This is a genomic window from Streptomyces sp. NPDC005794 (assembly GCF_042871445.1).
GTDB lineage: Bacteria > Actinomycetota > Actinomycetes > Streptomycetales > Streptomycetaceae > Streptomyces.
Genome location: NZ_JBIAIN010000007.1, coordinates 1 through 21737 on the forward strand (window position 1 = coordinate 1; position 21737 = coordinate 21737).

The window sequence follows — 21737 nt, forward strand, 5'->3', positions numbered from 1 at the left end:
CCCCGCCCCCCCCCCCCACCGCGCGTGTGGGCCGCCGCGGTGGCCCGCCCCCGCGCGGGGGGCCGACCGTTCGCGCACCGAGTGGTGGGGCGCGGGCGGGGGGCCCGCCCCACCACCGAAAGGGGTGAACCGGCGTAACTTTCCCGCCCCAGTCGCGTTCCGTTGCGATAAGCGGGAGTTCGGTGACGCAGGGTCAGGCTGCGGCCAACTCCGAGCGGAGTGCACGGCGTGCCGCGGCATGTGCCGGGTCGAGTGCGGGAACCGCTGCCAGGAGCTGTTTCGTGTACGGGTCCTGCGGTGATCCGTAGACCTCGTCGACGACGCCCTGTTCGACGATCCTGCCCTGCCGCATCACCGCCACACGGTCGCTGACCTGCCGTACGACCGCCAGGTCGTGGGCGATGAAGACGAGTCCGATGCCGAGCTCGTGCTGGAGCTCCGCGAGGAGTGCGATCACCTGGGCCTGGGTGGTGACGTCGAGCGCGGAGACGGGCTCGTCGCACACGATCAGCTTCGGCTCCGCCGCGAGCACGCGCGCGATGCCGATCCGCTGGCGCTGCCCACCGCTGAATTCGTGCGGATAGCGGCCGTACCGGCCGGCGTCGAGACCGACCCTCTCCAGCAGTTCGCGTACGCGGTCCCTGATCCGGGTCTCGTCGGTCTCCCCCGCGGCGCGGAGCGGATCGGCCACGGACTCGCCGATCGATCGCCGCGGGTTGAGTGAGGCGACGGGGTCCTGGAAGACCATCTGGAGCTCACGGCGGAACGGACGGAGATCTTTCTCCGGCAGCGAGCCGATCTCCTTGCCCGCGTACCGGATCCGGCCCGACGTCGGATCGGTCAGCCGCACGAGCATGCGCCCGAGCGTCGTCTTGCCGCTGCCGCTCTCCCCCACGATGCCGAGGGTCTCGCCGGCGTGGACGGTGAGCGAGACGCCGTCCACAGCGGTGACACGGCCCGCACCCCTGCCGAACTCACGCCGGAGGCCGACGGCTTCGAGTAGCGGTCCGGCGTCCTCGGCCGCGGTCCTCGGGCCGGGGACACCGACCCGCTTCCCGTCGATCCGGGGCACCGACGCCAGGAGCTCCCGGGTGTACGGCTGCCGGGGCGCGCCCAGCACCTCGGCGGCCGGACCGCGCTCCACCGCACGGCCGTGCCGCATCACCAGGATGTCGTCCACGCTCTCCGCGGCGACGCCCACGTCGTGGGTGACCAGCAGCAGCCCCGTGCCCGTCTCGCGGCGCAGGTCGTGCAGCAGGTCCAGGATCTGGGCCTGCACGGTGACGTCGAGGGCGGTGGTCGGCTCGTCCGCGACGATCAGCCGGGGTTCGCAGGCCAGGGCCATCGCGATGAGGGCCCGCTGCCGCATCCCTCCGGAGAACTCGTGGGGCCTGGACCTGGCGCGGCGGGCCGCGTCCGGGATTCCGACCCGGTCCAGGACCTCGACGGCCCGGGCCCGTGCCGCCCGCCGGGAGACGGAGTTGTGCACCCGGTACACCTCGGCGATCTGGTCGCCGACCGCGTAGTACGGGTCGAGCGAGGAGAGCGGGTCCTGGAAGACCATCGCGGCCTTCGCGCCCCGTAGCGCGCGCAGTTGCGCCTCGTCCGCCGCGCCGACGTCCGTACCGTCGACCCGGACGGTCCCGGTGACCCGGGCCCCCGTCCCCCGGTGCAGCCCGAGCAGCGCGGAGGCGGTCGCGCTCTTGCCGGAGCCGGATTCGCCGACGACGCCGAGGGCGGCGCCCGCCTCCAGGGTGAAGGAGAGCCCGTCCACGGCGCGGACGGTACCGAAGTCGACGGTGAGGTCCTCGACCTGGACCAGCGGTGTTGTCATGACAGGACCACCCGTCGGTCGGCCAGCGCGTACAGCATGTCCGCGACGGCATTGGCGAGCACCACGAAGAAGCCGGTCACCAGCACCATGCCGACGACCACGGGCAGGTCGACGACCTTGACGGCGTGGACCAGTTCGCGCCCGATGCCCGGGATCCCGAAGAGCGACTCGGTCAGGACCGCGCCGCCGAACATGCTGCCGAAGTCGAGCGCGCTGAGCGCGATCACGGGGGCGAGCGCACCTCGCAGCGCGTGCCGCCCGATGACGGCGCGCTCGCTGACGCCATAGGCACGGAAGGTGCGTACATGGTCCTCGGCGAGCGTCTCCAGCATGGAACTCCGGGTCAGCCGCGCGTACTTGGCGGACTCGATGAGTGCCAGCGACACCCAGGGAAGCAGGAGCCCCCAGGCCCACTGCTCGGGGTTCTCGGTGAAGGGCACATAGGCCGGCGACGGCAGCCACTGCAGCGTGGAGCAGAAGATGATGATGAGCAGCAGTCCGATGATGAAGACCGGCGTCGCCGTCCCGGCCAGGGTCAGCCAGGTCAGGACCCGCTCGGTGATTGTGCCCCGCCGCCAGGCGGACAGCACTCCCGTGCCGACGCCGAGCAGGATCCAGAGGGCGAAGGCGCCGATGACGAGCGAGCCGGTGACCGGCAGCTTGGTCAGGATCAGCCGCATGACCTGCTGATCGCTCTGGTACGAGACCCCGAGGCAGGGTGCGGAGCAGTGCTCCACGCCCGTTCCGGTGGAGAAGTCCCGTCCGGCGACGATGCCCTGGAGGAAGTGCCAGTACTGCGTGTACACGGGGTCGTCGAGCCTGAGCTGCTCGGTCACCTGGGCGACCTGGGCGGGTGAGCAGCGCGGCCCGCAGGCGATCTGGGCGACGTCACCGGGGGCGACGTAGAAGACCGCGTACAGGACGACGGTCAGGGAGAGGAGCACGAAGACGGCGCCGCCGAGCCGCCGCAGCAGAAATCCGGTCACGACGCCTGCTCCTTCGTACGTTCCTCGCGCTCCTTGCGTCCGGTGCCGATCCGCAGCCGGGAGGCGGCCCGTGGGTCCAGTGCCGTACGGACGCCCTCGCCGAGGACGGTCAGGGCGAGCACGGTGGCGAAGAGCAGGCCTGCGGGCAGCAGGAGATAGGTGGGGGCCGACTGGTACCAGGTGTCGGCCTCGGTGAGCATCTGTCCCCAGGACGGTGTGGGCGGTTTGATGCCGACGCCGAGGAAGGACAGGGCCGCCTCGACGGTGATGTTGACGGGGAAGAGCAGCGCGGCGTACGTGATGACGGGCGCGGCGAGCGAGGGCAGCAGTTCGCGCCGGGCGATGCTCCACCGCCCGCGTCCGCTGAGCCGGGCCGCGGAGACGAAGTCGAGGGACTTCAGGGCGAGTGCCTGGGCCCGCACGATCTTCGACGTGCCCGCCCAGTTGATGCCGCCGATGACCAGCGCGATCAGGACGGGCCGGGGGAAGGACGCCGGCACGATCGCGAGCAGGCCCAGGGCGATGACCATGAGCGGCAGGGCGACGTTGATGTCGGTGATCCGGCTGAGGACCTGGTCGACCCAGCGGTTGCCGAGGGCCGCCGCCAGCCCCACGATCACACCGATGGTGACCTGGAGGACGGTGGCCGCGACGGCCACGCCGAGCGAGACCCGGGCCCCGTACACGACGCGGGCGAAGAGGTCGCGGCCGGTCTGCGGTTCGACGCCGAACCAGTGGTCCGCGCTGATGCCGCCGAAGGAGCCGATGGGCACCCCGCCGGCCGCCGAGTCGACGAGGGCGGGGTGGTAGGTGTCGGGGTCCTGGCCCGCGAGCGCGGCGAGCAGCGGCGCGGCGAGCGCGGTCAGGAAGAGCAGGAGGACCACGGCCGCCGCGGCGGTGGCCGCGCGCTGTGCGCGCAGCCGCCGCCAGAACTGCCGGGCCCCGGAGGCGGGGGCGGCGACCGGCGCCGCTCCCGCCTCCTGGACCAGAAGTGCTTCCGACATGGTTACTTGACCGCGGTCTGCGAGATGTCGAGAACACCGGTCCAGTCACTGATGACCACGTTCTTGACGTCCTGGCCGAAGAGCCGCTTGTAGACCGGGTGGAAGAGCGGCACGGTCAGCGCCCGCTCGCCGATCTTCTTGTCGAGCGCGCCCCAGCGCTGGGCGGCGGCGTCCAGGTCGGTGAGCTTGTTGATCTCGTCGATCTCCTTGTTGACCGACGCGTCGTTCAGGAAGCCGGTGTTGAAGTTGGCTCCGTCCTTCACGATCTGGCGGCCGTCGAAGATCGGCGCGAGGAACGGGCCGCCGGAGGGCCAGTCGGCACCCCAGTGGGCGAGGAAGAAGCCCGGCTCCTTGGAGGCGCTGTGGATGGTGTCGGAGTAGTCGTTGCTCTCCAGGCCCTTGAGCTCGACGGTGATGCCGGCCTTCTTCAGCGCGGCCTGGAGCGCCGTGGCGATCTCCGGGCTGGTCTCGAAGTCCTTGTCGTTGGAGTGCGTGAGGGTGACGGTCAGGCCCTTGGGGTGACCGGCCTCCTTCAGCAGTTCCTTGGCCTTCGCGGCGTTGCCGGTCTCGCCCGCCGGGAAGTGGTCGTACGGGGTGTGGCCGAAGGACTTCTGGTTCGGCAGATAGGTGGTGGCGGGCTCGGCGAGCGAGGAGCCGCCGGCCGCGTTGATCACGGAGGAACGGTCGACGGCGTAGGCGATCGCCTGGCGCACCTTCGGGTCGTCGAACGGCTTCACCTTCGGGTTGAAGGCGATGTAGTTCGTGTAGCCGAAGTGGCCGGTCCCGACGCGGGCGGCGAGCTTCTTGTCGCCGGAGACCTTGGCGAGTTCGGCCGGCCCGAGGTTGGTGTCGGTGGTGACGGCGGCGGCGTCGGCGCCCTGCGAGGCGGAGAGCCGCTGGTTGATGACGGCGGAGTCGAGGCCGGAGCGTACGTCGATCTTGTCCGGGTAGGCCTTGCGCTCCTCGTCGGTGGCCGCCGACCAGTGGGGGTTGCGCTCCAGGACGAGCCGCTCACCGTCGTTCTCGTTGGAGACGACCTTGTACGGCCCCGAGGAGACGGGGTGCTCCTCGTACTTGGTGCCCGTGTCCTTGGCCTGCGGAACCGGGGTCGTCTGGGTCTGGGTGGCGAGGAACGGGAACTCGCCCTCGGGCTTGTTCAGATGGAAGACGATGGTCTTCCCGTCCGGCACCTCGATCGAGTCGAGGCCCTTCTTGTCCTTGTACGGGCCCTGGTAGTCGGCCCCGCCGATCAGCCAGTCGCGCAGGTAGGGCGCGCCGCCGGAGAGTTCGGCGGCGAAGGACCGCTCGATGCCGTACTTGATGTCCGCGCTGGTGATCGCGGTGCCGTCCTCGTACTTCAGCCCGTCCTTGAGGGTGTACGTCCAGACGGTGGCGTTCTTGCTGGGCGTACCCAGGTCGGTGGCCAGGTCGGGGACGACCTCGGCACCCGCCGCACCGTTCTCGCGGTTGCGGGTGGTGAGCGTACGGAAGACCAGGGAGGGCACGTTGCCCCCGCCGGAGGTGTAGAGCCGTGCCGGGTCGAAGTCCTCCTGCGGATTGCTGTTGAGGACCGTGAGGGTGCCGCCCTTCTGCGGCTTGCCCCCGGGGCCGGAGCCGTCACCGCTCCCCGCGTCGTCGTTGTTCTGGGGCCCTGCGCAGGCCGCCAGACCCGCGACCAGGGCGAGGCTGACGGCGGCTGTGGTTGCCACACGGCGCGATATGAGGGACGGCTGACTCATCGGAAGATGACCTCTCGGTGTACTGCGGCGGGGAGGAGCGGAAACGCCCGTGCAGGCACAGCGAGACCCGTTTCCGTGAGCGGAAGGGGACCGGATGACGACATGCCGCGCCTGCGGACGGAATACGCCCGGGCGCGGCATTCATGAAGGACGGCAGGAGCCTGGAAGGGGCTCACCACGGGGCCGACGCGCGCTCGGGCAGGCGTCAGCTACAGAGAATGTCGGCTACGCAGTGCCCGGCCACGCCGAGGAGCGCCAGCTCAAGGGCGGCGCGCTCGGAGAATGCGGGGCTGCGTGACATGCGGAGAAATATGGACGACCCCGTGGCCTGATGTCAACGCGTGATGAGACACCTGTCCCATCATGCGGACACCAGCCTATCCGGGCGGCTCAACTTCCCGGATACACCCAGGGGTTGGGGAGGCACTTGATGCCGTCCAGATCCAGGGTCTTCGTCTGCTGCTGCATCACGGGCGCCAGGGTGCCGGGGGTGCGGCAGCTCACATGGTTGTGCCCCAGCCGGTGGCCGACCTCGTGGTTGATCAGCATCTGACGGTAGGCCAGGAGCTTGTCCGGTCCGAAGGTCGAGGCCCCCTGTGCCCATCGGTAGGCGTTGATCATCACGCGGTCGGTGGCGGCGGAGTCGCAGGAGACGTTGTCCTCGGTGGTGTCCAGACCCGACTTCTCGCACCAGTCCGCCGTGGTGCCCGGACTCGCGAGGGTGATCACGAAACTGGGTTCCCCGGAGGAGATCCGCTCGAAGGTCATGGCGCCGTTGTGCGCCCAGCTGCGGTCGTCGTTGAGCGTCCTCTGCACGGCGTCGGCGAACAGCCCGGCATCCAGACCCAGGCCCTTCTCGACGTCGATCCTGTACCGGTACTTGGTCCCCTTGCCCGGAGCCTTCGCCAGCCCCGCCACCGCCTCGAACGCCCCGGACGCCTTCAGGTCCGGCGCCAGCGGAAAGGCGGTGGCCATCTTCTGCGCGTACGTCAGGGGCTCGGCCTCCTGCCGGTGCACCTCGGGGGCCGGCTGGTCCACCGCGCCGGATGCCTCCGCGGAGTCCTGCCGGTCGGCACCCGCCGTCTGCGTTCCGTCCGCCACGCTCCCGGGGTCCTGCGCCACCTGCCCGGCCACCACGACCGCGAGCACCGTGGTCACGGCGGCAGCCGCGATCCCCGTGAACGTACGGCCCTTGCCGCCCTTCGCCCCCCGGCCGTCCGCGCCGTCATCGACGCCATCAGGTCCGCCGGGCCCGCCGGGCCCTGTGGGGATCCGGGACGTGCCCTCGGACGGAACCGGCGGTGCGGGACGCGAAGGCGTGGTGTCGAACGCCTCCAGGAACTCCCTGCGCGGGCCCGGTATCAGCGCGGAACTGCCGGTCTGCGGCCCGGCCGTGCGCCTCCCGGCGGCCTGCTGCGCGGCCTGCTGCCGCGCCATGGCGGCCTGCCTGGCGAGGAAGACGTCCTGGCCGCCCGGCGCCGCCGGATCCTGCCGGGGGTCGAACTGCGGCTGCGGCGCGGTTCCCCAGCCGCCGCCCGGCTCCCGCTGTTCGGGGTGTCCGCCGCGCACCTGCGGAGCGTCGCGGAACGGGCCGTGGCCGTCCCGCGGCGGAGGTGTGGCGGGGTCGCGCCCGCGCCGGCCGGTGCCGCGCTCGGCACCGGCGGAGGTTCCGGTTTCACGCCGGGTGGCCTCGGGGCCCTTTCGACTGTGTCGTCCCACGCCCCGGATCAGCTCCCGCCGCGTTCGTCGAGCAGTTCCCGGAAGGCCTGGGCGACCGCCTCCGGATACTCCATCATCGCCACGTGCCCTGCGTCGGGCAGTGTCAGCAGGCGCGAGTCGCGGAAGGCCGCGGACGCCCTGCGTGCCATCCGGTAGGAGACCAGCTGGTCCCGTCCGCCGTACACCAGCAGGGTCGGTGCGAGCACCCTCTCGGCCTGGCGCCACAGCCCGTGCTGCCCTCCCAGCGTGTAGGCGTCGACGATGCCCCGTGCCGAGCGCGTCATGGCGTCCCAGAAGTACGGCAGTTCCAGCCGGCGCTCCATCTCGGCCACCGCGTGGCGGAAGGCTTCGTCGGAGATCCGTGCCGGATCGCCGTAACAGAGTGCCATGGCGCCACGGGTTCGCTGTTCCGCGGTCCAGTCCCGGGTGAGCCGGACGAACAGGGATGCGACGCCCGGGAGTGCGAGCAGGGCGGTCGGCACGGCGGGCCGCTGGACCCGGATCTCGGGCAGGGCAGGGGAGATCAGCGTCAGAGTGCGCACCAGGTCGGGCCGGACCGCCGCGACCCGGGTGGCAACCGCGCCACCCAAAGAGTTACCGAAAAGGTGAACGGGCCCACGCCCGCCCGCGTCCAGCAGCCGGATCACCGCCCGCGCGTGTCCGGTGACGGAGTAGTTGCCGTCGTCCGGCGGCGGGGAGTCCCCGAAGCCGGGCAGATCGACCGCCTCGCTGTCGAGCGGCTCCGCCAGCAGCGCCATCAGGGCCGACCAGTTCTGGGAGGACCCGCCCAGGCCGTGCACGAAGAGGGCGGGAGCGGATGAAGTCTCCTCCGCCGGGCGGGAGCGGACGGTCAGCGAGAGCCCGGGCAGGGCGACGGAGCGGAGCTCCTCCCCCTCCGCGACCCGGACGGCACCGACCGTGGGTGCCACCGCGGCAGCGGCGACGTGGATACCGGGCAGCTCGGTCGAAGACATGCGCCAATGTTACGAGACGATCACGCGGTGGTTCGTGTGTTCGCGGTCACAGGCCGCATAGCGCGCCCGGAAGGTTGCTCCTAGGCTTCAAGGGAGGGAAGGGAGCCACCATGACGGTCGACCCGAGCGACCCGGAAACCTTCGAGGATCCGCAGCCGGACGAACCGGACCCGGAGGCCCCCGAAGCCGACACCGCCGAACAGCGGGCCGCCGTCCGGCCGGAGCGCGACGAACCGCTCACCGGCATCGACCGCGAAACCGCGAACGAGGCGGATGCGGCGGAGCAGGCCCGTGTCGTCACCCAGGATGAGGATGATTACCGGTAGAACGCACCGCTTTGCGGATGGGTCGGCGTACCTGTGGCTACCGCAGTCGTCCGGTCCGTGAAATTCTGCGTCCGCGCCGCGCACACCCGGGTTACCCAAAAGTACGATGGCCCCACGGCGCAGCGTGCACGTACGACTGTGTTCGACCACGAAATTTGGGAGGCGGCGTGACAGCCATCGAGCAGACAGAGGCGGCGCGCCCGCGGGGCACCCGGCTTCCCCGCCGTGCCCGACGCAACCAGCTGCTGGGCGCCGCGCAGGAGGTCTTCGTCGCCCAGGGTTACCACGCCGCGGCCATGGACGACATCGCCGAGCGGGCCGGCGTCAGCAAGCCGGTGCTGTACCAGCACTTCCCCGGCAAGCTGGAGCTCTACCTCGCCCTACTCGACCAGCACTGCGAGTCACTGCTGCAGGCGGTCCGTACGGCACTCGCCTCGACCACGGACAACAAGCTGCGCGTCGAGGCGACGATGGACGCCTACTTCGCCTACGTGGAGGACGAGGGCGGCGCCTTCCGTCTCGTCTTCGAGTCCGACCTGACCAACGAGCCGGCGGTCCGCGAGCGGGTCGACCGGGTCTCGCTGCAGTGCGCGGAGGCCATCTCCGACGTCATCGCCGGTGACACGGGCCTCTCCAAGGACGAATCGATGCTGCTCGCCGTCGGCCTCGGCGGCGTCTCCCAGGTCGTGGCGCGCTACTGGCTGTCCAGCCCCTCCGGCATTCCGCGGGACACCGCCGTACAGCTGCTCACGTCGCTCGCCTGGCGGGGCATCGCGGGATTCCCCCTGCACGGCGTCGATCAGCACTAGTACGGGCGTCTGTTCGCTGCGGGCGTTGCCGGTCGACCCGTGGTCCGTCCCTTGACCGGGCTAATGTGTGCTGCGTACGGCGCGGTTCACCGCGCAGAGACGGACCGTCGGAGGGACATAGCCGTGGAGGTCAAGATCGGGGTACAGCACACGCCCCGCGAGATCGTTCTGGAGAGCGGACTTTCCGCCGAAGAGGTCGAGAGCGCGGTCGGCGAGGCGCTCAACGGCAAGGCGCAGCTGCTCAGCCTCACGGACGACAAGGGCCGCAAGGTCCTGGTGCCGGCCGACAGGATCGCGTACGTGGAGATCGGCGAGCCCAGCACCCGGCGGGTGGGATTCGGGGCGCTGTAGCCCGCGCGACGCGGCAGCAGAGGTGGAGGCCCGGCGGAATCGTCCGCCGGGCCTCCACCTTTTCTCCTCCGGACCCACTCCGGGTTCTTCCCTCGGTGGGGTTCACAGGAGCCGAGAAGGGTTGTATTCCACGGGCCCCGGGTAGGACCGCCTACGACCGACCGACCGTCGCGCAGATCAAGCGAGGTGACCCCTCTGTGCTCTGGGAACCCATCAGCTCCGTCGTGCTCGGAATCGCCCTGTCCTGGGTCGCTCTCCGCTCCCTGCCCGGCCGGCTCCCGGCCTCCCGCGTGGTGTTCGTCACGGGTGGACTGGGCGCCCTGTTCGGCGCGTATCTGACGCATTCGACCCTGGGCTCCGGCCATGTCCTGGCGACGCCCACCGGCGCCGTGCTGGTCGCGGCGGTGACCCTGTCCCTGCTGATCCGCCCGCGCGGCAGCAGGCCGGTGCGATCGGCCACGGCCCAGTAGCGACCCCGTCAGGCGGCGAGACCGAGCGCGGCCATCCGCTTGGTGTGCGCCTCGGTGATCCGGGAGAACATCCGGCCGACCTCGGCCAGGTCGAAGCCGTCCGCCACGCCGCCCACGAGCATCGTGGACAGGGCGTCGCGGTCAGCGACCACCCGCTGCGCCTGCGAGAGGGCCTCGCCCATCAGCCTGCGCGCCCACAGGGCGAGCCTGCCGCCGACCCGGGGCTCCGCCTCGATGGCGGCCCGGACCTTCTCGACCGCGAAGTTCCCGTGCCCCGTGTCGTCGAGCACGGAGAGGACGAGGGCGCGGGTGTCCTTGTCGAGGCGGGCCGCGATCTCCCGGTAGAAGTCACTGGCGATCGAATCGCCGACGTACGCCTTGACCAGGCCTTCCAGCCAGTCCGAGGGGGCCGTCTGGCGGTGGAAGTCGTCCAGCGCCTTCGCGAACGGTTCCATGGCCGCGGTCGGCGACTCCTCGACGGCCGTGAGCCGGTCGGTCAGCTGCTCGAAATGATGGAATTCGGCGGACGCCATCTTTGCCAGTGCCGCTTTGTCGCCGAGTGTCGGCGCGAGTTTGGCATCCTCGGCGAGCCGCTCGAAGGCCGCGAGTTCCCCGTAGGCGAGCGCGCCGAGCAGATCCACGACCGCGGCGCGGTACTGCGGGTCGGCCGAGGCGGTGCCCCAGTCCTGGGCGGCGATTCCGGTCGGGGCGGGCGCTTCGTCGGATGCTTCAGTGGCGTTGTCAGGCGTCTCCATGAAGCGCAGAATAGCCCGCCCCGCCGGGGGCGGAAGGGCCTGGTCAGCAGGTGACATCACACCGTTCCGATGAATTCGCCCGACACACATGCGCGAATCCGGGGTACAGTGGTATTGCGCTTACTGAGCATTTTGTTGTGCCAGGAGCGCGACCTTGAATGAGGATGCCCGGTCGGTGGCCCGATCGGCTCCGACCCGACAGCCCTCCACGCGGGGCGTACACCACGTACGACCGCAGATGAGGGGCCCCCTCAGCGGCACGAGCGCTCGAGCGACGGCAGTGGTCCCGCGCCACCCGGCCCATCCACGGCCGGATGACCAACCCCGGCACGGTACGACCCCCAGCGTTCGCCTCGGGCCGCGTCTCACAGAAGAGGCAGCACCCTGACTACGTTCCGCGACCTCGGCATCCTTACCGAGACGGCCGAAGCCCTCGAGGCGGTCGGCATCATGTCCCCCTTCCCGATCCAGGAGATGACGCTCCCCGTAGCGCTCTCCGGATCCGACGTCATCGGCCAGGCCAAGACCGGCACCGGCAAGACGCTCGGCTTCGGCCTTCCGCTCCTGGAGCGTGTGACCGTCCCCGCAGACGTCGAGGCGGGCCGCGCCGCGCCCGACAAGCTGACGGACGCGCCGCAGGCCCTGATCGTCGTCCCCACCCGTGAGCTGTGCCAGCAGGTCACCAACGACCTGCTGACCGCCGGCAAGGTGCGTAACGTCCGCGTTCTCGCGATCTACGGCGGCCGGGCCTACGAGCCCCAGGTCGAAGCCCTCAAGAAGGGCGTCGACGTGGTCGTCGGCACCCCGGGACGGCTGCTCGACCTGGCGGGCCAGCGCAAGCTCGATCTCTCGCACATCCGTGTCCTCGTCCTCGACGAGGCCGACGAGATGCTCGACCTGGGCTTCCTGCCCGACGTCGAGCGCATCATCACCATGCTGCCGCCGAAGCGCCAGACGATGCTGTTCTCGGCCACCATGCCCGGCGCCGTCATCAGCCTCGCGCGCCGCTACATGTCGCAGCCGACGCACATCAACGCCACGTCGCCCGACGACGAGGGCACGACCGTCAAGAACACCGCGCAGCACGTCTACCGCGCGCACAACATGGACAAGCCCGAGATGGTCTCCCGCATCCTGCAGGCCGAGGGCCGTGGGCTGGCGATGATCTTCTGCCGTACCAAGCGGACGGCCGCCGACATCGCGGAGCAGCTGGAGAAGCGCGGTTTCGCGTCCGGCGCGGTCCACGGAGACCTCGGCCAGGGAGCCCGTGAGCAGGCGCTGCGCGCGTTCCGCAACGGCAAGGTGGACGTCCTCGTCTGCACCGATGTCGCCGCGCGCGGCATCGACGTCGAGGGTGTGACCCATGTCATCAACTACCAGTCGCCGGAGGACGAGAAGACGTACCTCCACCGCATCGGCCGTACCGGCCGCGCGGGCGCCAAGGGCATCGCGATCACGCTGGTCGACTGGGACGACATCCCGCGCTGGCAGCTCATCAACAAGGCCCTGGACCTGAAGTTCCCGGACCCGCCCGAGACGTACTCCACGTCCCCGCACCTGTACGAGGAGCTCAGCATCCCGGCCGGCACCAAGGGTGTCCTGCCGCGCACCGAGCGGACCCGTGCCGGTCTGCGGGCGGAGGAGCTCGAGGACCTCGGCGAGACCGGCGGCCGTGGCCGCAGGTCGGCGCCCGCCGCCTCCGCCCCGGCTCCTCGCGAGGAGCGCCCGCCGCGCACGCCGCGTCAGCGTCGTCGTACGCGGGGCGGCAGCACCCCCGACGAGGGCGCCGTCACCGTGCCGGCTCCCGCCGCGGAGACGGCCGGTGACGACACGTCCGAGCCGCGCACCCCGCGCCGCCGGCGCCGTACCCGCGCCGTCGTGTCCGAGGCCGTTGCGGCTGAAGCCGCGGTGGCCGTGGCCGAGACACCCGTCGTCGAGACGCCGGCGGTCGAGGCCCCGGTCGTCGAGCCCGCGTCCGTCCCCGAGGCCGAACCGGCCGTGGAGGCGCAGCCGCGCCGTCGCCGTACGCGTGCCACGGCCACGAAGCCCGCTGTCACGAAGCCCGCTGTCACGGCGGCTCCCGTCGCCGAGCCCGTGGTCGACTTCCAGACCGTGGCCGTCGCCGCACCGGTGGCGGAGCCCGTGGCCACCAAGCCGCGCCGCCGCACCCGGGTCGTGAAGCCGGCCGACGAGGTCGACTTCCAGATCGCTCCGGCCTCCGAGCCCGTGAGCGACAAGCCGCGCCGCCGCACCCGTGCCGCCGCCAAGCCGAAGACCGAGGCGGTGGCCACCACGGCCACGTCCGAGGACGCCGCGGAGACCAAGCCGCGCCGCCGTCGGCCGCGCGCCGCAGCCACGGAGAAGGCGGAGACCGCCGCGGTGACCGAGGCCGCGACGGACGGCGAGGCAGCACCCGCGAAGCCGCGCAGGCGCCGTTCCCGCGCGACGGCCGCCGCCGCCGAGACGACCGAGGGCTGATTCCCGGCTGCGGTCACCTTCGTACGGCCCCGGTCCCCGCACTGCGGGGACCGGGGCCGTACGGCTGCCTGGGCGCCGTCGGACCTGCGGCGATACCCTCGGCCCCATGAGCCGGCCGCCCACCTTCACCCCGCCCCCCTGTGCCCGCGCCCGTGTACTGCGTACCGCGCGCGGGGACTTCGCCGTGCTGGACGCCGCACCGCCCTCCGGCGCGCACTCCACCGCACTCCTGCTGCCCGGGTACACCGGCAGCAAGGAGGACTTCGTCGCACTGCTCGAACCCCTCGCCGATGCCGGCTTCCGCGTGCTGTCCGTCGACGGCCGAGGGCAGTACGAGACTGAGCGGACGGACCGTCAAGACCCCTACTCCCAGGCGGAGTTGGCCAATGACGTGCTCGCGCAGGCCGCTGCCGTCGACGGCGTCGCGGCGTCCGGCGGCATCCATCTGCTCGGACACTCGCTGGGCGGCCAGATCGCCCGCGCGGCGGTGCTGCTGGACGCCACGCCCTTCCGTTCACTGACCCTGATGTCGTCCGGACCCGCCGAGATCGACCCTGCCCAGCAGAAGAAGGCGCGGCTGCTCAGCGACGCACTCACCCGCTGGAGCATGGCCGAGGTCTGGCAGATGATGCGCGCGATGGACCCGCCCGAGGACGCGGACACGGGCGACGGCGAGGACCTGCGCCGCCGCTGGATGCGGCACGACCCGGCACAGCTGATCGCCACCGGCGCGCAGCTGTCGTCCGAGCCGGACCGGGTGGCCGAGCTCGCCGCGCTGCCCCTGCCCGTGCACGTCGTCTCGGGCGAGCGCGACGACGTCTGGCCGGTGCCGCTGCTCGACCGGATGGCCGAGCGGCTGGGCGCCCGGCGCACCGTGATCGAGGGCGCCGAGCACTCCCCCAACACAGCCCGGCCGGCGGAGACCGCGGCGGCCCTCGTCGCGTTCTGGAACGGCGTCCGCCCCTGACCCCCGCCTCGGGTCAGTACTGCGCCTGCAGGTGCTGCCAGAAGCCGTCGCGCAGTGCCCGGCGCAGAGGGGCGTGGCCGCGCAACGAGTGCTGGAGGAGCCGTTCGGCCTCGACGAGCAGGTCCTGGTCGACCGAGCCCGGCAGATAGGGGTGCCCGGGAAGCAGGTCGGCGAGGGCGTCACGGCCGCGCGAGGAGAGCCAGCCGGCGGCGATCTGCGCGCCGACGAAGCGGACGTCCTCGCGCGCGGGTGCCGGGCTGTCGTCCTCGTACATCGTGACGGAGCGCCGGGTCACGTAGGGGCGGCAGAAGTCGAGGTCGAAGGTGCGCTGGCTGTCGACCTCCCAGAGCAGCGGCTCGGCCTGGTTGCGGCCTTCGCCCGCCTCGATGCCCCAGAGGTGGACGCGGGCGCCGTAGCCCTGGGCGGCCTCGACGGCCGAGACCAGGTCCTCGTCACCGCCGACCAGTGCCGCGTCACTGATGGCGCGGTGCCGGGCGAGCGACTCCAGGTCCGTGCGGATGAGTGAGTCGACGCCCTTCTGCTGGTTGTTGGCGTTGAGGTTGCCGAGCCTGACCTTGACGTCGGGGAGTTCGGCGATCGACTGCTGCTCGACGGTGTGGATCCGGCGCCTGGCCCCGTCGTACCAGTACACGCGCAGCAGCCGGCTGTCCGCGAAGATCGTGCGGGCCTTGTCGATGAAGGCCTCGATCAGCCCTTCCGCGTCCAGGTCGAAGGAACGGCGGTCCTCGGTGCCGGTGACGAGCAGCCCGGCTGCCGCGTAGACGTATCCCGCGTCCACGAAGATCGCGTGGGTGGAGGGGGTCTTCGACACCTCGGCGAGTACGCGCAGGAGCAGCGCGTTGGTGCGGTCCAGCTGCTCGTGGATCCCCGGCCCTTCGTCCGTCCGCGCGTCCGCGTGATTCATACGGACCTCATTGTCCGCGCATGGCTGATTACCGAAGGGTACTTAGACATCCAAAAAATTTCCTTAGCGTAGGGAATGTTTGCCGTAGGCAAGCCGTTGTACCCCTTTGAGGAGCGCGAGACGCAGACGCCTGCGCTCCCCATCCTTGCGGACGGCCAGCCCGTCCCCCCAGTAGTTCTCCAGCAGGAGGATCAGACGAAGGGAAGCCATATGCGCTTCGAGATCATGCGACTCGACGATGTCGACGGTACCGCCGTGGACAGCACCGTCGTGGACGCCGCCTCCGTCAACCGGATCGTGCAGCAGGCCGCAGCCATGGGCCAGCGCATCTACATCCGGCCGGCCGACACCTCGGCTTCATGACACCTTGCCTTGCTTCGCGTCGCTGAACACGAGCGCATGACGAGCTGAAGACGAAGCACCCCCGCACGGAAGGCCTGTGCGGGGGTGCTGTGGTTTCCGCGCCCGTGGCCTCAGGAGTTCTGGATGACCTGGGTGACGCCGTTGATGATCTGCTGTACGGCGATGGCCGAGAGCATCATTCCGGCGAGCCGGGTCACCAGGACCACCCCGCCGTCCTTGATCACACGGATGATCAGCAGCGAGTACCGCATCGCCAGCCAGAGCACGAGGTGCATCGCGACGATCGCCGACCAGACGGAGATCTGCCCGCCGACGCCGTCGGCGTCCTGCACCGCGAGGATCACCGAGACGATCGCGCCGGGTCCGGCCAGCAGCGGCATACCCAGCGGCACCAGGGCGACGTTGACGTCCTTGGTCTGGGTCGGCTCGTCCGTCTTGCCGGTGAGCAGGTCCAGCGCGATGAGCAGCAGGAGGAGCCCGCCCGCGATCATCAGGGCGGGTACGGAGACGTGCAGATAGTCGAGGATCTGCTGACCGAGCAGGCCGAAGACGGCGATCACGCCGAAGGCGACGGTGACGGCCTGGAAGGCCATCCTGCGCTGCACCTTGGCGGGGCGGCCCGCGGTGAGGGCCAGGAAGATCGGGGTGATTCCGGGCGGATCCATAATCACAAAAAGGGTGAGAAAGAGGGATCCGAAGACAGCGATGTCGAACACGGTGAGCCTTGCGAGAGAAGAGCGAGCCGAACAGGGGGACACGCGCACCGGCACGTCATGAGGACGCCGGGGCGCACGGGAACGCGACGGAGCGGAAGAAGAGAAAGGGTCCCGTTACGCGGGGAGCGGTCCACCGGCGCCCGGCACGGGGAACGCTCCCGTGGCGCGCCGGGTGATCTCGCCGTAGATCTCGGGGTGGGTGGTGTACTCCCCGAGCCGGACGGTCTTGCGGGTGCCGTGGTAGTCGCTGGACCCGGTGGGCAGCAGCCCCAGCTCGGCCGCGAGCCCCCGCAGCCGGGCCCTGGTGGGCTCGTCGTGGTCCATGTGGTCGACCTCGATGCCGTCGAGCCCCGCGTCCGCCAGCCGCGCGATCACGGCTTCGGGGACGACCTCGCCGCGCTTGACCGCGAGCGGGTGCGCGAAGACGGTGACGCCGCCGGCGGCCTTGACCAGCCGGACCGCGTCGAACGGGTCGAGTTCGTGCTTGTCGGCGTACGCGCGCCCACCGTTGCCGAGCCAGGCGGAGGTGAAGGCGTCGGAGACCGAGTCGACGACGCCGAGCTCCACGAGAGCGGTGGCGACGTGCGGGCGGCCGACCGAGCCGTTCCCCGTGATCCGCGCGACCTGCTCCCAGGTGATCGGGACACCCAGCTCCTGGAGCTTGCGCACCATGGCCCGCGCCCGCGGCACCCGGTCGTCCCGGACGAGCTCACGCTCACGGGCCAGTTCGGGCTCGGCGGGGTCGAAGAGGTAGGCCAGCATGTGCAGGCCGATGCCGTCGACGCGGCAGGAGAGCTCGGCTCCGGTGACGAGCGTGAGGCCCTCGGGGAGGGCCGCCGCCGCCTCCGCGTGGCCCCCGACCGTGTCGTGGTCCGTCAGGGCGACGACGTCGAGGCCCGCAGCTGCGGCGTTGGCCACCAGCTCGGCGGGGGTGTCCGTGCCGTCCGAAGCCGTGGAGTGGGTGTGCAGGTCGATGCGCACGACGCGTACTCCATTGCGGGCCGACGGACAGGGGACGCTCCAGGATAACCGCCGGGCGTCACCCGTCCGGCCCTCCGTCCGGGAGCCGGACGGGGTCAGGGCCGCGTGAGCAGCCGGGGGGTGAGCGCACCGCACGGCAGCAGGTCCACTTCCCCGCCGGCGTCGCGGAGATCGGTCAGCACGAGTTCGTCGTACATCAGGAGCCCTGACTGCTCGGGCCAGACGATCGCCCAGAGCCACAGGCCCCGCGCCTCACCCACGAAGACCGCCCGGTCGGCGGGGGCGTCCCTGACGTGCCAGAGCGCGGTGGGGCGTCCCGCCGCGAGCACCTTGGCGTCCGGTGCCGCGTCGACCCGCAGGGCGGAGCCGGGGTCGGGGCCGTCGATGCCGGCGTAGCGCGCGCCGAGCCCGACGCCGAGCTCCTCGGCGACGAGCAGGAGTTCACCCATGCCTCCGAGCGGACCGGGGCCCGAACACGCGACGGCGGTGGCACGGCCACCGCTGCGGTCGTCGCCCGCGTACGCCGCGCCCGTGAACAGCCAGCCCACGGGGAGCGGCCAGGGCATCCACACCGGCACCTGAGCCCGGCTCACCACCACGCCCAGCGCCTCGACACCGGGCGGGACCACCGGCTGCATCGGGCTCACCTGACCGTGCGTGGAGCACTGCCAGGCATCGGCGAAGAGGCCGGGCGCCCTGACCCGGCCACCGCACTTCGGGCAACTGGGTTCGCCCCTCATAACGCCCAACGGTCCTCTCCGGCCGTCGCCGCGTCAAGGACGATCACCCGTCCGCCGTGCGGCTCTGACCGGCGAAGATAGATGTAGTTTGCACTTATTAGTGTGCCTAACTTATCCTGTGTATAACGCAACGATCTAGTGGAGAGCGAGAAGAACCATGCGGGGAGAGGATCCGTTCGACGAAGGGACGACCAGCATCCTGCGTCAGCCGAAGGCCGTATGGGCCACGGCGGGCGCCTCGGTCGTGGCCTTCATGGGGATCGGTCTGGTGGACCCGATCCTGCCGTCCATCGCCGAGGGACTCGAGGCCACGCCCAGTCAGGTGTCCCTCCTGTTCACCTCGTACTTCCTGATCACCGCCGTCGCGATGCTCGTGACCGGTTTCGTCTCCAGCCGTATCGGCGGACGCAAGACCCTGCTGGCCGGCCTCGCGCTGGTCGTCGTCTTCGCCGCGCTCTCCGGCACGTCCTCCTCCGTGGCCGAGCTGGTGGGCTACCGGGCGGGCTGGGGCCTGGGCAACGCCCTGTTCGTGTCCACCGCCCTCGCGGTGATCGTCGGCGCCGCCGCCGGCGGCAGCTCGGCGGCGATCCTGCTGTACGAGTCGGCGCTCGGCCTCGGCATGGCGTGCGGACCGCTGGTCGGCGCCCTGCTCGGTGACGCCAGCTGGCGCTACCCGTTCTTCGGCACCGCCGCACTGATGGCCATCGGGTTCCTCTGCATCACCGCGTTCCTCAAGGAGCAGCCCAGGCCGGCCCGGAAGACCTCGCTGCTCGACCCGGTCAGGGCACTCGGACACGGCGGGCTGGCCTCGGTCGCCACCTCGGCGTTCTTCTACAACTACGCGTTCTTCACGATCCTGGCCTTCACGCCGTTCGTCCTGAACATGTCGCCGTACAGGTCGGGTGCGGTGTTCTTCGCCTGGGGCCTGCTGCTCGCCGTCTTCTCGGTGCTCGTCGCACCGCGCCTGCAACGGCGCTTCGGCTCGCTGAAGGTGGTCGGCGGCTCCCTGGTGCTGCTCGCCGCGGACCTGGTGGTCCTCGGATACGGCAACCACACGACAGCCATCGTCTGCACCATCGTCTCGGGCGCGTTCATCGGCATGAACAACACCGTCTACACCGAACTCGCCCTCGGGGTGTCGGACGCGCCGCGCCCGGTGGCGAGCGCCGGATACAACTTCGTCCGCTGGTTCGCCGCCGCCGCCGCGCCCTACCTCGCCCCGAAGATCGAGGAGTGGAGCGACATCCACATGCCGTTCGTCGTCGCCGCCGTCGCCGCCCTGGCCGGCGCGGTGGTCGTCCGGATCCGGCGTGCGGCACTGACCCACGAGGCGGAGGAACTCATGCCGCGCCACGCCACGGAGGACGGCGTCACCGTCTTCGCCGACTGAGACCTGACGGTCTCCCGTTCCGGCCCCGCCCGCGGTCTCCCCCTCCTGGCCGCGCGGCGGGGCTTCCCCCCTGTCCGGTGGGTCAGTCCAGCGGTACGGACGCGCGCAGCGGATCCCGCAGGTCCGTCCCGTGCGAGAGCCAGCGCTCCTGGAGCTCCTGCGCGCCCTTGACCCGCTTCCAGGCGGCCTCGTTGTGCGTCATCGGCAGCAGCGGCAGAAAGCGCACCGGGTCCATCGGGGCGTCCAGCTCCAGATCCTCGACCAGGCCGCCCGGCTCGGCGACCAGGACGGAGCTGAAGGAAGCCCCGGTCCACAGCGGCTGCCCGAGGTCCAGCGACGCCCCGGGAGTCACGATCAGCCCCTCGACCTGCGGCGAGGCCGCGAGGACCGCGAGGGGCCGCAGCACCTGGTCGGTGTCGGCGAGCCCCACCCGTACGGACAGGACCAGTTCGGCGCGCGGGCCCTTCACGGGGTCGGCGAGGGGGGACGTCGGGTCGGCCATCGGCTGGGCGGACATACCGAGCGTGGCGTAGCGCACCACATCTCCGTCGACGAAGCGGAGCACCTCGATGCGGTCCGTGCCGAGGAACGTCACATCGGCGCGTGCGTCCGGCTCCCCCAGCGCCGTACGGAGCCGGGCCTCGACCAGATCAAGAATTTCTCCCATGCCGCGAGCATAGAACGCGTAGCGAACGGGCAAAGGAAGGGATTGGCTCCTCACCTGGCTGGTAGCCTGAGGCGTCGGTCGGGACAGCACGCAGAAGCGTCGCTCTCAGTCCTGACAACACGTGATCCCCTACGGGGGACCGGCCGGAGGAGGTGGGGCTGCGGTGGATCCAAGTCGACCGTGCAGTACCAACCGCCCTTCCGCACAACGCCTTCCTTCTGTGATCTGACTCCCCTCCCGGACGTCACCACGGCAGTTCGCGCACCGGAAGAGCCCCTCGTTTTTGCCTGTCTGTAGCGAACGCCGTCATCGTGCCCGCGCGGTGCCGCCCGCTTTGCGGACGTGAGCGCACGTCCCCATTCCGGGCTGTTCCACGTGCCCGCCGACGGCCCTCCGTGAAGAGGAGCCAGCCATGTCGATGATCCGTGACCTGCGCGCCGCCGTGCGCCCGTCCCAGCGCAAGAGCAACACCCCGTACAACAGCTACGACGCCACCCGTGACCCGTCCGCCTCCAGCGCCGTCGTCGACTGCGCGGTCTACCGGGACGGACGCAGGGTCACCGAGGCCCCCTGCCAGACCCCGCGTGAGGCGATGCTGCGGGTGCGGGAGGAGGGCGGCTTCGCCTGGATCGGCCTCCACGAGCCGACCGAGGAGGAATTCGCCGGTATCGCCCGGGAGTTCGGCCTGCACCCGCTCGCCGTCGAGGACGCGGTCCACGCCCACCAGCGGCCCAAGCTGGAGCGTTACGACGACACGCTCTTCACCGTCTTCAAGACGATCCACTACGTCGAGCACGCCGAACTGACCGCCACCAGCGAGGTCGTCGAGACCGGTGAGGTGATGTGCTTCACCGGGCGGGACTTCGTGATCACCGTCCGGCACGGCGGACAGGGTTCGCTGCGCGCCCTGCGCCACCGCCTCCAGGAGGACCCCGAGCTGCTCGCCAAGGGCCCCTCCTCCGTGCTGCACTCCATCTCCGACCACGTCGTCGACGGCTACATCGCGGTGGCGGCCTCGGTGCAGGACGACATCGACGAGGTGGAGATCGATGTGTTCTCCACTCCCGCCAAGGGGAGCGCGCGCGGATCGGACGCGGGCCGTATCTACCAGCTGAAGCGCGAGGTGCTGGAGTTCAAGCGTGCCGTGTCGCCGCTGCTGCGGCCGATGCAACTGCTGAGCGAACGCCCGATGCGGCTGATCGACCCCGACATCCAGAAGTACTTCCGCGATGTGGCCGACCACCTGGCACGGGTGCACGAGGAGGTCATCGGCTTCGACGAGCTGCTCAACTCGATCCTCCAGGCCAATCTGGCGCAGGCAACCGTCACGCAGAACGAGGACATGCGCAAGATCACGTCCTGGGCGGCCATCATCGCCGTACCGACGATGATCTGCGGCGTCTACGGCATGAACTTCACGCACATGCCCGAACTGCGCTGGACGTACGGCTATCCGATGGTGCTCGCGCTCATCGGCGTCGTCTGCTTCTCCATCCACCGCACCCTCAAGCGCAACGGCTGGCTCTGACGGGGTCTCGAATAG

22 protein-coding genes are annotated in these 21737 nt (G+C 70.8%); 9 read left to right on the forward strand and 13 right to left on the reverse strand.

The window, feature by feature from the left end; translation table 11 throughout:
- Positions 1–193: 193 nt before the first annotated feature.
- The 7 genes from ACFYQ5_RS12880 to ACFYQ5_RS12910 all read right to left on the reverse strand — a co-directional run bounded on the left by ACFYQ5_RS12880 (position 194) and on the right by ACFYQ5_RS12910 (position 8256).
- The gene (locus ACFYQ5_RS12880; RefSeq protein WP_389196918.1) at positions 194–1834 is read right to left on the reverse strand and encodes an ABC transporter ATP-binding protein; all 1641 of its coding nucleotides are present in this window, start codon (positions 1832–1834) and stop codon (positions 194–196) included.
- Positions 1831–2820, reverse strand: coding sequence for an ABC transporter permease (locus ACFYQ5_RS12885; protein ID WP_389196920.1), 990 nt, complete (start codon positions 2818–2820; stop codon positions 1831–1833). Before ACFYQ5_RS12885 ends, ACFYQ5_RS12880 begins: the two co-directional genes overlap by 4 nt.
- Positions 2817–3824 (reverse strand): ABC transporter permease, encoded by a 1008-nt coding sequence (locus ACFYQ5_RS12890; RefSeq protein ID WP_389196922.1) that lies wholly within the window; start codon positions 3822–3824, stop codon positions 2817–2819. Before ACFYQ5_RS12890 ends, ACFYQ5_RS12885 begins: the two co-directional genes overlap by 4 nt.
- A gap of 2 nt (positions 3825–3826) precedes the next feature.
- Positions 3827–5563 carry an ABC transporter substrate-binding protein gene (locus ACFYQ5_RS12895; RefSeq protein WP_389196924.1) on the reverse strand — a complete coding sequence of 579 codons (1737 nt, stop codon included), beginning with the start codon at positions 5561–5563 and terminating at the stop codon, positions 3827–3829.
- A 205-nt stretch (positions 5564–5768) separates the two neighbouring features.
- The gene (locus tag ACFYQ5_RS12900; RefSeq protein WP_389196926.1) at positions 5769–5864 is read right to left on the reverse strand and encodes an Ms4533A family Cys-rich leader peptide; all 96 of its coding nucleotides are present in this window, start codon (positions 5862–5864) and stop codon (positions 5769–5771) included.
- 89 nt (positions 5865–5953) lie between these two features.
- Positions 5954–7282 carry a DUF3152 domain-containing protein gene (locus tag ACFYQ5_RS12905; RefSeq protein WP_389196928.1) on the reverse strand — a complete coding sequence of 443 codons (1329 nt, stop codon included), beginning with the start codon at positions 7280–7282 and terminating at the stop codon, positions 5954–5956.
- A gap of 8 nt (positions 7283–7290) precedes the next feature.
- On the reverse strand, positions 7291–8256 hold the full coding sequence (locus tag ACFYQ5_RS12910; protein ID WP_389196930.1) for an alpha/beta fold hydrolase: 966 nt from the start codon (positions 8254–8256) through the stop codon (positions 7291–7293).
- Positions 8257–8366: 110 nt separating this feature from the next.
- Between ACFYQ5_RS12910 and ACFYQ5_RS12915 the strand changes: the two genes are divergently transcribed.
- The 4 genes from ACFYQ5_RS12915 to ACFYQ5_RS12930 all read left to right on the forward strand — a co-directional run bounded on the left by ACFYQ5_RS12915 (position 8367) and on the right by ACFYQ5_RS12930 (position 10212).
- Entirely contained in the window at positions 8367–8582 is a 216-nt protein-coding gene (locus ACFYQ5_RS12915) for a hypothetical protein (RefSeq protein ID WP_389196932.1), read from the forward strand.
- A 167-nt stretch (positions 8583–8749) separates the two neighbouring features.
- Positions 8750–9391: a TetR/AcrR family transcriptional regulator gene (locus tag ACFYQ5_RS12920; RefSeq protein WP_073744957.1), complete on the forward strand. Its 642-nt coding sequence runs from the start codon at positions 8750–8752 to the stop codon at positions 9389–9391.
- A 123-nt stretch (positions 9392–9514) separates the two neighbouring features.
- Positions 9515–9742 carry a DUF3107 domain-containing protein gene (locus ACFYQ5_RS12925; protein ID WP_167526138.1) on the forward strand — a complete coding sequence of 76 codons (228 nt, stop codon included), beginning with the start codon at positions 9515–9517 and terminating at the stop codon, positions 9740–9742.
- A 197-nt stretch (positions 9743–9939) separates the two neighbouring features.
- A complete protein-coding gene (locus ACFYQ5_RS12930; protein ID WP_389196934.1) occupies positions 9940–10212 on the forward strand; it encodes a hypothetical protein in 273 nt (90 codons plus the stop codon).
- Positions 10213–10220: 8 nt separating this feature from the next.
- Here ACFYQ5_RS12930 and ACFYQ5_RS12935 read toward each other — a convergent pair whose 3' ends face one another.
- Entirely contained in the window at positions 10221–10967 is a 747-nt protein-coding gene (locus tag ACFYQ5_RS12935; protein ID WP_389196935.1) for a ferritin-like fold-containing protein, read from the reverse strand.
- A gap of 450 nt (positions 10968–11417) precedes the next feature.
- Here ACFYQ5_RS12935 and ACFYQ5_RS12940 point away from each other — a divergent pair, with 450 nt between their 5' ends.
- Positions 11418–13445 carry a DEAD/DEAH box helicase gene (locus ACFYQ5_RS12940; protein ID WP_389196937.1) on the forward strand — a complete coding sequence of 676 codons (2028 nt, stop codon included), beginning with the start codon at positions 11418–11420 and terminating at the stop codon, positions 13443–13445.
- 106 nt (positions 13446–13551) lie between these two features.
- Positions 13552–14412 carry an alpha/beta fold hydrolase gene (locus ACFYQ5_RS12945; RefSeq protein ID WP_389196938.1) on the forward strand — a complete coding sequence of 287 codons (861 nt, stop codon included), beginning with the start codon at positions 13552–13554 and terminating at the stop codon, positions 14410–14412.
- Positions 14413–14425: 13 nt separating this feature from the next.
- Here ACFYQ5_RS12945 and ACFYQ5_RS12950 read toward each other — a convergent pair whose 3' ends face one another.
- Positions 14426–15337, reverse strand: coding sequence for an NYN domain-containing protein (locus tag ACFYQ5_RS12950; protein ID WP_389196940.1), 912 nt, complete (start codon positions 15335–15337; stop codon positions 14426–14428).
- Positions 15338–15547: 210 nt separating this feature from the next.
- Here ACFYQ5_RS12950 and ACFYQ5_RS12955 point away from each other — a divergent pair, with 210 nt between their 5' ends.
- The gene (locus tag ACFYQ5_RS12955; RefSeq protein WP_014154223.1) at positions 15548–15700 is read left to right on the forward strand and encodes a hypothetical protein; all 153 of its coding nucleotides are present in this window, start codon (positions 15548–15550) and stop codon (positions 15698–15700) included.
- A gap of 110 nt (positions 15701–15810) precedes the next feature.
- Here ACFYQ5_RS12955 and ACFYQ5_RS12960 read toward each other — a convergent pair whose 3' ends face one another.
- The 3 genes from ACFYQ5_RS12960 to ACFYQ5_RS12970 all read right to left on the reverse strand — a co-directional run bounded on the left by ACFYQ5_RS12960 (position 15811) and on the right by ACFYQ5_RS12970 (position 18137).
- Positions 15811–16416, reverse strand: coding sequence for a MarC family protein (locus ACFYQ5_RS12960; RefSeq protein WP_389196941.1), 606 nt, complete (start codon positions 16414–16416; stop codon positions 15811–15813).
- 114 nt (positions 16417–16530) lie between these two features.
- Positions 16531–17397, reverse strand: coding sequence for a PHP domain-containing protein (locus ACFYQ5_RS12965; RefSeq protein ID WP_389196943.1), 867 nt, complete (start codon positions 17395–17397; stop codon positions 16531–16533).
- Between the two features lie 95 nt (positions 17398–17492).
- A complete protein-coding gene (locus tag ACFYQ5_RS12970; RefSeq protein WP_389196945.1) occupies positions 17493–18137 on the reverse strand; it encodes a DUF6758 family protein in 645 nt (214 codons plus the stop codon).
- A gap of 157 nt (positions 18138–18294) precedes the next feature.
- Here ACFYQ5_RS12970 and ACFYQ5_RS12975 point away from each other — a divergent pair, with 157 nt between their 5' ends.
- Entirely contained in the window at positions 18295–19527 is a 1233-nt protein-coding gene (locus ACFYQ5_RS12975) for an MFS transporter (protein ID WP_389196947.1), read from the forward strand.
- Between the two features lie 82 nt (positions 19528–19609).
- Here ACFYQ5_RS12975 and ACFYQ5_RS12980 read toward each other — a convergent pair whose 3' ends face one another.
- Positions 19610–20194 (reverse strand): suppressor of fused domain protein, encoded by a 585-nt coding sequence (locus ACFYQ5_RS12980; protein ID WP_389196948.1) that lies wholly within the window; start codon positions 20192–20194, stop codon positions 19610–19612.
- Positions 20195–20606: 412 nt separating this feature from the next.
- Between ACFYQ5_RS12980 and ACFYQ5_RS12985 the strand changes: the two genes are divergently transcribed.
- A complete protein-coding gene (locus ACFYQ5_RS12985) occupies positions 20607–21722 on the forward strand; it encodes a magnesium and cobalt transport protein CorA (protein WP_389196950.1) in 1116 nt (371 codons plus the stop codon).
- Positions 21723–21737: the final 15 nt, after the last annotated feature.